The sequence below is a fragment of the Thermomonospora echinospora genome (genome assembly GCF_900108175.1).
In the GTDB taxonomy this organism is placed as follows: domain Bacteria; phylum Actinomycetota; class Actinomycetes; order Streptosporangiales; family Streptosporangiaceae; genus Thermomonospora; species Thermomonospora echinospora.
Genome location: NZ_FNVO01000006.1, coordinates 345661 through 358306, shown reverse-complemented (window position 1 = coordinate 358306; position 12646 = coordinate 345661). Strand labels below are relative to the sequence as shown.

Genomic DNA, 12646 nt, shown 5'->3' with positions numbered 1-12646 from the left:
GATGCCGGATCGTGAATCGTTGTGCACGACCGGTGGCCGGACCGCCGGCGGTGCTCCCTGCGGACATGCGGCGTCCCGGTGCCGGGGCCGGAGCGGTCGGAGGAACGATGGTCAGGAACATCGCGTTCCCGTTCTTTGCCCTCGTGCTGACCGGCATCCTCGTCTACAAGGTGCGGCACATGCGCGCACAGCGGGGCAACGCCGGGCTGTGGGCGCTGTGCGGCACGGTGTTCTTCTTCGGGATGACGATGTGGTCGGCGTCCCCCGCCAGCGCTGCCTGGATCAACCGGGTCACCGGGGTCACCAACCTGGCCGAGCTGGTGGCGGCGGTGTGCCTGTCCGCGCTGGCGGCCTCGTTTCTGGTGCTGGCGCTGCTGTGGCGCTACCCGGCCGCGGTGGCCTGGCGGCGGCTCCGCTGGGTCCTGGTGGTCTACTCGCTGGTGATCGTCACGATCAGCGTGCTGTTCGCGCTGTCGGAGGTGCCCGTCGAGCGCACCATCGACTACCCGTACTACTACGCCACCCAGCCGACGGTCGCGGTCTCCTACGCGATCTACTACTCGGCGACGCTGATCGGCTCGGCGATCCTGGCCCGCTGGTGCTTCACCTGGGCGCGGCACGACGACTACGCGGCCCTGCCCTACCTGCGGCGCGGGCTGCGGCTGTACGCGGGGGCCGGGGTGACCATGACGACCTACTCGGCGCTGCGGCTGGTGTCGATCGGCGGCAACTGGTTCGGCACGGACGTCCTCAACCAGGCCGGGTCGGTCACTTCCCTGGTCGCGGCGCCGTTCGGCTGCTTCTTCCTGACCGCGGCGATGGTCGTGCCGATGTGGGGGCCGCGCTGGCCGGTCGTGCGGCGGACGGTCCGCCGGTGGCCGAGATACCGGACGCTGCGCTCCCTGCACCGCCGTCTCACCGAGGTCAACCCGTCGGTGGTCTTCGTGGCCCGGGGGCGCAGGCTGGACCTGCAGCACCGGATCCGCCGCGCGATCATCGAGTTGAGCGACTGGCGGTGGGCGCTGGCGCCGCTGTTCGACACCGCGGTCGAGGACGCGGTGTGGGCGCTGGGCCGGGCCCGCGGCGTGCCCGCCGAGCAGTTGCCCGTCCTGGTCGAGGCCGCCCAGTTGCGGGTCGCGCTGGAGTCCTGGCGGCGGGGCGCCCGGGGTGCCGAGGCGCCGGCGGACCGCTTCCACGACGAGCGGGACGGCAACGACATCGATCTGGAGCTGGCCTGGTGGTGCCAGGTGGCCCGGGCCTTCAAGGACTCGCCCGTGGTGGAGCGCGCCGTCGCCGGGATCCGCGGCGCCGCGCCAGCCTCCCGCTGACCCCGGCGGCCGTGTCCCCGAGGGATGGGACGGCTAACCCATCCGGTGCCGCGCCGGGTAGCCGGCGACGCCGCCGTAGAACGTGAGGGCGGGACGCGGCCGGGGGCCGGTCGTCAGCGGCCAGTGGGCGACGTCCGTCAGGCCGGGGTCGATCAGCTCAAATCCGGTGAAGAACTCGCCGATCCGGGCGCGGCTGCGGGGGACCAGGGGGAGGCCGGTCCGCGTGTACACCTCCGCCACGTCGGCCAGCACCTGCGGGTCGGCGTGGTCGAGGCAGGCGTGGCTGATGACCAGGGCGCTGCCCGGGGCCAGCGCGTCGCGCAGCGCGCCGACGATCCTGGCCGCTCCCTCCTCGTCGGTGACGAAGTGCAGCACCGCCGACAGCAGCACGGCCACCGGCCGCTCGAAGTCGATGACGGAGGTCAGCCGAGGGTCGGCGAGGATGCGCTCGGGCTCGCGCAGGTCGCCGTCGACGGCGACGACGGTGTCGCCGTTGTCCAGCAGCGCCCGGGCGTGGGCGACGGCGACGCTGTCGTTGTCGACATAGGCGACTCTGGGGGACGGATGGAACCGGGCGGCGATCTCGTGCACGCTCGGCGACATGGGCATTCCGGTGCCCAGGTCCAGGAACTGGCCGATGCCCGGCCCCTCGGTCAGCCGCCGGATCGCCCGGGTCAGGAAATCGCGGTTGGCCCGGACCAGCGTGAGCATTTCGGGGGCGCGGCGCAGGACGTCGTCGGCGGCGAGGCGGTCGGCCTCGAAGTTGTCCTTGCCGTTCAGCAGATAGTTGCACATACGGGCCACATTGGGCCTGGACAGGCTGAACTCCGGGGCGCCCGCCGAGGGGCGCGGTGCGGCGGATAGTGCCATGTCTCACGGTCCCCATACTGCGGCGGCAGGACGAGCCCTCTGCCGGGACGGCAGTAGGGCCGTTCGGGCAGCAGCGTAGTTCCCGGAGTCAAGTCATTCAACTGTGATGTAAGGATCGACGGAAAGATTTCCAGCCGAGTATGAACTGTCCGGTAGGAACTTCAGTGCCGGGTGTCGGCCGGATAGGGCGCCAGCCCCTCGGCGATCCGCCGGACGTGCGGGGCCACCTCCGGCGCGGGCCGCTCGGGACGCCGCGCGTGCCGCTCGGTCAGCCGTTCCAGCAGCCGGTCAGCCAACTCCTCGGCCTGGCGCTCCTCCTCCCCGACATGGTTGGTGCGCCCCGCCAGGATGCGTGCCATCTTGCCCGGCAGATGCGGGGCGAGTCGGTGCGGCCCCGAGCCGCCGGCGAAGGAGACGGGGTCGTGTCCCAGCAGGACGTGCGCCAGCTCGTGCAGCAGGATGCCGAGCCGGTGGTACCAGGACCGCGAGCGGGCGCAGTAGACCACGTAGGTGCCGTCCGCGCGCCGCACCGTGGCGCCGCTGAACGGCGTGTTGTGCAGCCCGACGAACTTCAGCTCCACCTGCGCGCCGAGCAGCTCGCTCATCACCTCGCCGGTACGGCGGCAGGCGTCCCGGTAGGTCGCCGACGCCGGCAGGTCCAGCCGTTCGACGACCTGGTCGCAGAGCGCGCGGCTCCGGTGCCGGTTCAGCCCGCTCATCTCACCGCACCTCCGTCCCGGCGGCCGGCCCTTGTCGCAACGTCCCTGCCGCCCTGCTCGCGTCCCTACTCGGTAGAAAGCCGCTCGCCGGTGAGCGGGAACACCCAGCCGGTGCCCGCGTCCCCCGACTCCAGCGCCTGGGTGATCGCTCGTACGGCCTGGCGGCGCAGCTCCGGGCTCCAGGCGGGCGCGTGCGCGGCCACCCGGGTGACGAAGTCCACCACCCCGGCGTCCCGCAGCGCCATCAGATCGGCCAGCTCGGCGTCGATGGTGGCGGCGAGCCGGTCGTCGAGGAAGTAGGCGGCCTGCGGGCCGTGCTCGTCGGCCAGCCCGAAGTGGTCGGCCAGCCCCAGGATGTGCTTGAGCCGGGGGTTGGGCAGTGAGCCCGGGCCCGGGTTCAGCAGGTCCCGGATGTGGCTGGCGGAGATCGTCCCGTACCTGCCGCCGGCGCTGATCGCCGCCGCCACGTCCTCCGGGGTGTACGGCCCGCGCTCGGGCGGGTAGACCGCCGTGAACAGGTGCCGCAGCTTGGCCGAGAACGACCGGCGCGGGCACTCCTCGTCCAGACGCTCCAGCCGCCCGCCCACAAAGACCGCCGGGCACACGCCGAGCGCGGCGGCCAGGTCCTGCAAGGTCTGCAGGGTGGGATTGTCCCGGTGCCCCTTGCGCAGGTGCGAGATATAGCCGTCGGTGATGTCCCCACCGCGCTCGTTGACCAGCCGGGCCAGCTCGGTGTTGGTGTAGGGGTCCGGGCGGCCGACCGGGCGCAGGCACAGCCCGTCGAGGATCTCGGCGAGGGACCGCCGACCGTCAGCCATCACTTCGCCTCCGACCCGAACTCGACGCACCGGCTGCGGGCACCGCCCCATTGGACCATCGAGGCTCCCGTCCCGCCAACCTCGGGAGGCCCGTCCGCCCCCGGCCTCACTGTAGAGGGGAAGCGCCCGACGTGCCGGAGCAAGAAGCCTTATCCGCCGATAGGGGAAACGTGGCCGGGAGGACACACCGCGTCGTCGACCCACCGCTCCGGATCACCGAAGCCGAGGAGAGACCTCCGCCGGCCTTGACGCACCTCGGGCGGTCGGCAGCCCTCCCGGGCGGGAACAATCCCGCCGACGGTAGGGTTATACACGGTGTCGCCGATGTGCCTGGTGTCCCCGGGCCTCATCTATCGCCTTCGCGGAATACCGTCCGGCTGGAGCCGCGTTGTGCCTTTCGCCGAGAGGCGACCCGCACATCGGCGTCATCGTCGAAGACCCGCCCGGGAACCTTCCCGGGCGGGTCTTCGGTCTTTCCGGCCCGCGCCCCGGCCGTGGACGTCAGCGGGCGAGGTCCTCCGGCAGGAGCGTGGGCACGTGGCCGCCTTCCTTCCAGGCCAGGTCCACTCCGCGCAGGCCCGCGGTCCAGGAGCCCGCCACCTCGGAGATCGTTCCCGCGTCCAGGGCGGACTGCCCCAGCCCGATGGCGAACCGCGCGAGCCCGGATCCGGTCACGAACGGCCTCGGCCAGGCGTGGGCGTCGTGGGCGCCCGCCTCCTCCAGGGCGGTGAGGAGCGAACGCATCCGGCCCCGCACGCGGCCCACCGCCGTGTCGAGGTTCTCCGAACGGACGGTCACGACCGCCCAGGCGGCGTGCCGGCGGTGCATCGGCGGCGGCGACAGGACGCCGGTCTCCGGCGCCGACTCCAGGGTCTCCCAGGCGGTGTACAGCTCCTGGGTCAGCAGGTCGCGCATGCCCGCGCCGACCTGCTCGCTGCACAGCCGGACGGGGGCCGACGGGGTCAGGACGCGGACCGGGGCCTCGGCGCAGCTCTCCTCGCCCGGCCCGAGCGCGATCGGGTCGCGCCAGTCCCAGGCGGCCCAGTGGCCGAAGAAGTGCCGCAGCAGGTCACCGGGGGGCGGGTCGGCCTCCCGTACCGTCCGTGCGGCCAGGACGGCCCAGGCGACGCCCGGTAGCCCGCCGAACGGGGCCGAGTCCAGCCCGCGCGCCCTGGCCCACGCCTTGACCTGCCGGGCCAGCCCGAGGAACGCCGGACGCCGCTCGCCGACCGCGTCGAGCACCGCGTCCGCGTCGCTGACGGCGCTCAACGCGATCGCGGCGGCCTCGTCCAGCTCGGCACGACGCCGCACCGCCTCGTCCGGGGGAACGCCGCCGGTGGCGACGACGACCAGATCCACTCCCAGGTCACCGGCCCGCAGCCGCAGGCCGGGCGCCCGGGCCCCAATGACACGCCGCAGCCCTGCCGCCTGCGGCAGGGCCTCCCTGACACGGGCCTCGACGGCGGCGGTGCCGACCTCGCCCGGCAACGCCACCACCAGGTCCAGGTCCGCGCCGGGCAGCTCACATCCCAGCCGCCGAGATCCGGCCACATGGACGACGCCCTCCGGCAGCACGGCCCGCAACTGATCGACCACCCGCGCGGCATCGGAGGCGGCGACATGGGGGGTGCCTGCCTGGGACCGGCCCGCCGGCCGCGCGGCACTGCCGTACGGGACGGCTCCGGGGAAGGCGGGCTCGTCGTCGAGCCAGTGGATCTCTCCGGTGCCCAGAGCGACGGTCGCCCGGGGGCGCATGGGCTCCTCGCCCCGGCGTGACAGCAGGACCAGCTCGCCGACGTGCGCGGACATGCCGCCGAGCCGGGCCTGACACTCGGCGACGAGCCGTTCCGGATGGCGTGTCCTCGCCAGGGTCAGGTGAGGGGTGTAACCCTCGGCGCGGCCCTTGCAGTGAGGGAACGCGCGTTCCAGCGCATCGTGCAGTGCCTCCCACGGTTCCCATCCGGCCGCGGTCGGGTCGAGCCAGACGGTGCAGTCGTCGCGATGCGTGAAGGTGTGCACGCCCTCCAGCCGGACGGTGAACGGCGCGATCGCGGCCGCCGCGGACGACAACAGCGGGGCCGCCTGCTCGAAACCGGACTCGGGAACGAACCCGAACAGCACGTTGACATGCGGCGGCCATCGGCGCACCCGCGGGTCGTACCGTTCGCGGATCTCCTGGATCGCCGGCCACAGCTCGGCCGGGGGGATCCAGGCCACCGCCGTCCGCGCGGTCGGCCGGGCGTCCAGGACTCCGGAGGGGTCGCCCTCGCCCTCGCCGGGGGCGATGTCCACGACGACGCCGTAGTGGTCGGAGACGAACAGGCCGTCCGGGGTCGCGGGGGAGTCGCCCAGCAGGGCGGCGCCGGCGGCCCGTGGCCCGCGCAGCAGGACGCGGTCCAGCCGGGACGCGCGGCCCGACAGCGACGAGACCGCCGCCAGCGGGTTGGCCCGCGGGTCGAAGGTCACGGTCGTGTCGCCGGGACCGTGGACCTCGGTCCAGGCGTCCCGCATGTCCAGCGCCCGGACCGGCCCGTTCCCGCCGTCGTTGAAGTCGCCCAGCACGACCATGTCACCGTCCACGCCCGCCAGCACCTCGGCGAGCCGGGCCAGCTCGCCCTCGCGCCGGACGGCGCCGCCCTCGGAATGGTCGCTGGTCAGATGCGTGACGGCCACCACGACCGGCCCGCCGGCGGTCTGCACCGTGACGGCCTCGACCGCCTTGTGGCGGCCGAGCACGTGGCGGCCGGCCTCCAGCACGGGCAGGCGGCTGAGCAGCAGCAGCCCGTACTCGGTGATGTCCCGCCCCGAGGGACCGGTGCTCAGCGTGTAGCCGGAACGGACCCACGGGGCCCGTAGCAGCATGGCCAGCAGCCCGGCCTCGACCTCCTGCAGCGCGATGACGTCGGCGTCGGCCCGCCTCAGCGCCTCCAGCAGCAGCGGCCTGCGCCGGTCGGTGTCGATCCGGTCGCCGTCGTAGCGGTCCCACAGGGTGTTCCACGTCAGCACCCGGAGCCCGGCCCGCGTCGCCTGGGCGGGCGGGCCTTCGAGCGGACGCCAGCCGGTGAGCGGGTCCCAGGCGAACGGGGTCCTGGCGGTGAAGAACGGCTCGCGGAGCCGGCGGGCGTCCCGGGTCCGCCCGGCCCGGGAGGAGTCGATCACGTCCCGGCCGGTCGAACGGTCCCAGACCAGCTCGCCGTCCGCCTCGAAGAACACGATCCGGTGCCAGGGGATGTCGCCCCCGGGCACGAACGAGGGCAGCGGCATCCGCTTGGGCTCGGCCCCCCGCATGGTGATCCCCACCACGAACCGGGCGGCGTCGAACCGGGGGTCCCAGCGGATCCGGTGGTAGACCTCCTCGCTGGTGCGCATCCTCATCCCTCCTCGCCGCACAGGCCTCCGGCGGTGTCGCCGATGCGGCCCTCCGCCCCGACGTACCAGGTGCGGTGCGCCTCCCCGGGATACGGCGGGGAGAAGCGGCGCTGCTGGGCCGCCAGCACCGCCGGCGGCACCCGGTGCTCGCGCCCCGCGTTGCGCCGGGTCAGCACCTCCTTGGGAACGAGCATCACCGCGTGCGTCGTCAGCGCGTCACGGCGGCGGGCCACCGCGTGCACCAGGGAACGCTGGTGCCGGTTCAGCGCCGTGGCGTCCCACACGACGGTGCCGCCGCGCCCCAGCAGCGCGTCCAGCCGGTCCAGGCCGTCGCGCAGCACCTCGGCGTTGGCCTTCTGGTCGGCCCGCGACCCTCGGGCCTCGCGCAGGTCATCGAGCGAGACGACGGCATCGGCATCCGGCAGGCTCCGGGCGAACGTGCTCTTGCCGCTGCCCGACGGCCCCACCGTGATGACGAGCCGGGGGAACCCACCGGGCCGCCACCGCCGGGTCAGCGCCAAGGCCGCCTCCACGGTCGAGGCGCGTCCCAGCGCGTACGCCTGGCGGGCCTCCGCCCAGCACCGGTCGGCCACATCGGTGTCGTATCCGGCCAACGCCTCGCACATGCCCGCGCGCAGCGGCTCCAGCGGCGCCTCGCCGAGCAGCCCGGCGTCCTCGGCGTTGAGCTCGGACCAGCCGACCTGCTCGCGTGCGGCGGCGGCCTCCGCGTCGTCGCGTCCGGTCAGGACCGAGGCGGCGACCGCGTGCAGCACCCCGAGATCGGCGGCCCAGGCCAGCCGTGCCAGCCCGGCGCGGCGCTCGTCGTCGGGGAAGTCGCGGTGCAGCATCGCGTGCAGCCCGACCAGGTCGGCGACCCGCCTGGCCACCGGCATTCCCAGCGGCGCCACGAGCCGAGGTCCCAGCCAGGACCGGTACGCGCCGTGCAGCAGCACCGCCACCACCCCGGCCAGCCGCGCGTCCCCCGGCCTGCCCAGCAGATCAAGGCGCGCATAGACGTCGTCCACGGCCGCCTCGGCCCGCTCGGCCACGGTCGTCTCGGCCCGCTCGGCCCGCTCGGCCACGGTCGTCTCAGCCCGCTCGGCCACGGCCCGCTCCACGGCGCCGCCCATGCCCGGCCAGTGAGCCTGCGGAGCGGCGGCCCCGTCCGGCCTGGTGTCCCTCATGTCCGCGATCAGGCTCTGCCGGGCGTTCGCCATGCCCAGCGCGGCCAGCAGCGCCGGTACGGCGGGACGGCCGCCCGAACGCACCTCCCACAGCGCGGCGGCCGGGCTCAGGCCGTTCTCAATGACCGGCGCGAGCATCCAGTGCTCGTCGGTCTGCACGTGACCCTTGCGCACCCACTTGGCCACCCGTTCAGGGAACTCGTCGTAGGCGAACCCCTCGACGGTCCGCACGACATAGCCCTCCTGCCGTGCGGTGTCCGGCTTCAGCGCCCTGATAGCCCGTTCGTCGAACACTCCACGCCACAGCACCCGCGGCACCGGCACTCCCAGCCGCCGCGCGAACCGCACGGTGGCGTCCCAGCCTAGACAGCGGTCACCGTCCCACACCGAGAACGCGTAGAACCAGCTCTCCAGATCGTCGTAGGCGAGGGAGTGCCGAGCGTGCATGTTCTCCCCGCACACCCGCCACCCCGGCGGGATCAGCCGCGCGATCCTGCCGTGCAGCGCCTTCACCCAGGCCCGCGACGGATGGTGCGCCGAGTCCAGCGAACGCGCGTGCAGCCCGTCGGAATACAGGGTCGTGTTCTCCCCGTCGAGCTTCTCGGTGACCACGACCTCGCGCCCGGCCAGCCCCGCCAGACCCCCGGCCCGCACGTCGTCCGAGGTCACCCCCGGAGACCACGGCAGATGCGGAGTACGCGGATAATGCACTCGCATGGCCTGCTCCCCGTGACGGCTTTGACGCCCGGCGAATTTACGGGGAGCGGATGGGACGAATCCACCGAATTACCCTCGCCCCTTTCTCCGGCGGGGTCAGGGAGGCGGCCGGTCAGGCGGCCGCCTCTTCGCCGAAAGCCGGTCCAAGACCGAAGAAGACCGCCCGCCGGACCCCGGGCGGGATCCGGCGGGCGGCCGGTGGCGTGGGTCAGGCCGCGGCCTCGTCGTCGGTGACGACCAGGCGGGCGAAGCCGTTGCCGATCACCGCGTTCGTCGGGGACGAGGCGATGACCTGGTAGGACTGGGCGGCGCTCGCCACGGAGTCGTTGCCCAGCACGGGGATCTGGAACGTCGCCGACGTGGCGCCGCGCGGGATCACCACCTCGCGGGCGACCTGCTCGATCACCGGGGCCGCCCCGGTGACGAGCGACTGCACGTTGACGGTCACGGGCGCGTCGGCGGGCTTGGACAGGGTCAGAGTCATGGTGGCCGTGCCCGCCCCGTCTCCCTCAGGGACGGTGAGGTTCTCGACCGACACCTGCGGCAGCGCCGACTGGCGGTCCTTACCGGCGTCCATGTCGGTGAACGCCAGGTCGGCCAGGTAGACCCCGCCGGACTCGCTGCCGGCCCCGATCCGCACCTCGCGGACGTTGCGCAGGTCGACGCCCTCCAGGGAGGCGACCGGGATGCGCACGGTGCGCAGCCAGGTCTTGGGCAGCGGCGAGGCGGCGCCGGGGAAGCGGGTCAGCGCGGTGCTGACCTCCGACACCCGGACCTCGGCGGAGCGGCCCTTATGGTCGAGCACGGTGACGGTCAGGTCGGCGGCCCCGGAGGACTCGTCCAGCGCGGCCCGGAACGTCAGCGCGTCGTAGTCGCCGACGTTGCCGCGCCCGGCCGGCATCGCGACCTTCATCTGGCCGTCAGGGGCCGTCCAGCGGAACCGCATGACGGGCGTGGAGGCCACGTTGGGGGCGTAGGTCGCCGGGGTCCAGGACGGGGCCTGGGAGGTGGTCAGCGCGGTGGCGCACGACGGGAGGCCGCTGCCCGGGGAACGGTCCAGCATGCCCGCGCAGACGGCGCCGGTCGCCGCGCCCGTGACGCTCACCGCCGGGTTCGCCGAGGTGAACGTGGCCACGTCCATCCGCTGCTGCGCGGGGGCCTGGGCGACGGTGTGGACCTCGACCCGCCCGGCGGACGGGACCGTTCCACCGGTGCCGTCGAACAGCGGCATCAGCTTGTCCTCGCCGCCCTGCACCAGCCGGAAGAACCCGGCGATGTAGGCGGTTCCGACGGCGTACTGCTCGGCTGCGCTCAGCCGCGAGGGAGCGGTGTTGCCGCACACCGGGTCGGCGTTGTTGAACCAGTCGTCGTTGGCGGGGAACTTGGCCACGCCCGGGGTCCACTCGGTGTTGAAGAAGTTGTGGTTCGTCCCCATGACCATCAGAGATGAGCGGAACGCCCGGTCCCTGCCGTCGGCGTAGCGGGTGTCGTCGTAGAAGTGCTGTCCCTGCTGGTTGGAGACGTCCCCGTCGCAGTACGGCAGGATCACCGACATCGGGATGTTGGGCAGCGTGGCGCGGGCGAAGTCGGTGGGCGCCAGCGGCAGCACCGCCTTGATCCCGTACGGCTTGCCGCGGCCGTCGTTCATCAGGGCGGCCTTGACGACGCCTTCGCCGCCACGGGAGTGGCCCATCAGCCCGATGTCGGACATGTTGATGCGGCCCTTGAAGAGGCGGGCCAGCGCGGGGTCGCCCTTGCCCTTGGCGGCGTCGGCGAGCAGGTCGAGGTGCCGCATGACGACTTCGCCGCGGGCGAGCGCCCCGCGGTCGTCGCTGTAGGGGTTGTCGGCGGCGTTGACGCCGTTCGCGCTGACCGACACCACGGCGTATCCGTGGCTGGCCAGCGCCTCGGCGGGGCCGTCGTAGCCCTTGTGGCTGTCGATGGGCTTCTGCCCCTCCGGGCAGGGCCACTGCGTGTTGGACGTGCGCCAGGTGACGGGGTCGTAGCAGGCAGAGTGGCGGCCGTGCAGGAAGAGCACCACGGGCCGCTTGCCCGACGTCTTGGGCATGTACGTGACGGCGCGGATCTCCGCCTTGCGGCCGCCGAGACCGGCCAGGGTGATGGCAGTGTCGCCCAGGTCGTAGGCGTCCTTCTCCACGGCGTAGGGGCCGGGCTCTCCCGGGTCGACGGGCAGTTCCTCGGCCTTCTTCTGTTGCCCGGGCGCGGGGGCCGCCTTGGCCCTCGGGCCGGTGCTGGAGGGGACTTCGCCGTTCCAGGCGAGCTGGACGGAGGAGGCTCGGGCCGCGCGCGGGTCGTCGGTGGTGATTGTCAGCGTCCTGCCGTCCGCGGACTCCCGGGCCGGGCCCAGTGACCTGCCGTCGACGGCGATCTCGGGTACGGCGTCGCGGACCGGCAGGGGCTCGTCCAGCCGGAGCGTGATGCGGTGCCCGCCGCCCTCGACGGCCTCGACGGTCCAGTTCTTCGCCGGTGCCGGATCGGCGTACACCGGCCCGGCCGCGAGGGTCGCGGAGGTCAGCGCGACCCCGATGACCGCCTGTCGCCAGGCGCGTCTGTGCCAGGGCATATGTGTCCCTTCGAGTGCTGTGCCTCAGATGCCCATCAGTGCGTTATCGGGGCTGATGGGATTTGAGTGATTTGCACTAGAATGAGAACCTATGCGGTGCCCTGCGAAGTTACGCGGTCATTTCGGTCGGGTAAACCCTCACCTTGCGGTCCGACCCCCGCGGGCCGGCGCCTCGGCCGTCAGCCGCCGAGTTCGGAGACGGTGGCGTTCAGGGTCTCGGCGAGCCTGTTCAGCTCGTCCTCGCCGGGCGGGGTGTCGCGGCCCCGCATCAGGTCCTCGCGGCCCGCCACCACCAGGCCGTCGTCCTCGGCGGGGTTCGAGGTGATCTGGGGCCGTCCCGCCACGATCACCAGCGTCGCCCCCGGCTCGTCGGAGGCGAACAGTTGCCGTACGTGGTCCACCGTGATCGTCACGATCGCTCCTCACATCGTCGTGGTCGCCGTCTGCGGCCCGTTCCCTGCCCAATCCGCCGCACAGATCACCACGGGGCGAAGTTTCCGCGGACGGGGGTTTTACGGCGGTATGGCGGGGACAACCCTGGCCATCGCTCGGGGCAGCACCGACAAGGAGAGATCATGAGGCGTACGGTCGCCTTCGCCGCACTGGCCGCGGGCGTCGCGGTGGGGGTCGCCAAGCGGCTGAAGGCCCGCGCCGTCGGAAAGCTCCTGTACGAGGACGGCCGATGGTTCGTGGTCACCGTGAACTGCCCGCCCGAGCGCTTGTCGGACCCACTTCCCGAGCCCCTGGAACGGCTGCGTGACAACGTCGAACTGCGGATGAGCCCGGCCCCCGGCGGCCGGGGCACCGAGCTGGCGGCGCGTCCGCGCAACGGTGTCGTGGCCGGCGCCCTCGACCGGATACGCGGCGACGACCCGCGACAGGCGGTGCGCGCCGCCCTGCGAGAGACCAAGTCGCTGATCGAGACGGGAGAGGTGCTGCGCCCGGACACGCCACCGACCACCGGCGCCACCCTGCTGGAGCCGGCGACCCGCCGCGCCACAGGGGAGACACGGCGCTGAGGGCCGTGCCCCACCCCGCTTAGCCTGTTCAGCCCGGC

At 73.2% G+C, this 12646-nt stretch carries 9 protein-coding genes; 2 read left to right on the top strand and 7 right to left on the bottom strand.

Going from position 1 to position 12646, the window contains the following annotated elements:
• Positions 1–107: 107 nt before the first annotated feature.
• Complete coding sequence (locus tag C4U03_RS17300; RefSeq protein ID WP_103938803.1) at positions 108–1328, top strand: MAB_1171c family putative transporter; 1221 nt, start codon at positions 108–110, stop codon at positions 1326–1328.
• A 33-nt stretch (positions 1329–1361) separates the two neighbouring features.
• Here the strand turns inward: C4U03_RS17300 and C4U03_RS17295 are convergent, their stop codons facing one another.
• The 7 genes from C4U03_RS17295 to C4U03_RS17265 form a co-directional block, all read right to left on the bottom strand.
• Positions 1362–2198 carry an SAM-dependent methyltransferase gene (locus C4U03_RS17295; RefSeq protein WP_103938802.1) on the bottom strand — a complete coding sequence of 279 codons (837 nt, stop codon included), beginning with the start codon at positions 2196–2198 and terminating at the stop codon, positions 1362–1364.
• Positions 2199–2359: 161 nt separating this feature from the next.
• Complete coding sequence (locus C4U03_RS17290; RefSeq protein WP_103938801.1) at positions 2360–2917, bottom strand: hypothetical protein; 558 nt, start codon at positions 2915–2917, stop codon at positions 2360–2362.
• A gap of 65 nt (positions 2918–2982) precedes the next feature.
• A complete protein-coding gene (locus C4U03_RS40455) occupies positions 2983–3735 on the bottom strand; it encodes a helix-turn-helix domain-containing protein (RefSeq protein WP_160147022.1) in 753 nt (250 codons plus the stop codon).
• A 501-nt stretch (positions 3736–4236) separates the two neighbouring features.
• Positions 4237–7104, bottom strand: coding sequence for a poly(A) polymerase (locus tag C4U03_RS17280; RefSeq protein WP_103938800.1), 2868 nt, complete (start codon positions 7102–7104; stop codon positions 4237–4239).
• 2 nt (positions 7105–7106) lie between these two features.
• Positions 7107–9005: an RNA ligase family protein gene (locus tag C4U03_RS17275; RefSeq protein WP_103938799.1), complete on the bottom strand. Its 1899-nt coding sequence runs from the start codon at positions 9003–9005 to the stop codon at positions 7107–7109.
• A gap of 208 nt (positions 9006–9213) precedes the next feature.
• Positions 9214–11589, bottom strand: coding sequence for an alpha/beta hydrolase (locus C4U03_RS17270; protein ID WP_103938798.1), 2376 nt, complete (start codon positions 11587–11589; stop codon positions 9214–9216).
• Between the two features lie 179 nt (positions 11590–11768).
• Positions 11769–12002 (bottom strand): hypothetical protein, encoded by a 234-nt coding sequence (locus tag C4U03_RS17265; RefSeq protein WP_103938797.1) that lies wholly within the window; start codon positions 12000–12002, stop codon positions 11769–11771.
• Positions 12003–12164: 162 nt separating this feature from the next.
• Here C4U03_RS17265 and C4U03_RS17260 point away from each other — a divergent pair, with 162 nt between their 5' ends.
• A complete protein-coding gene (locus C4U03_RS17260; RefSeq protein WP_103938796.1) occupies positions 12165–12608 on the top strand; it encodes a hypothetical protein in 444 nt (147 codons plus the stop codon).
• Positions 12609–12646: the final 38 nt, after the last annotated feature.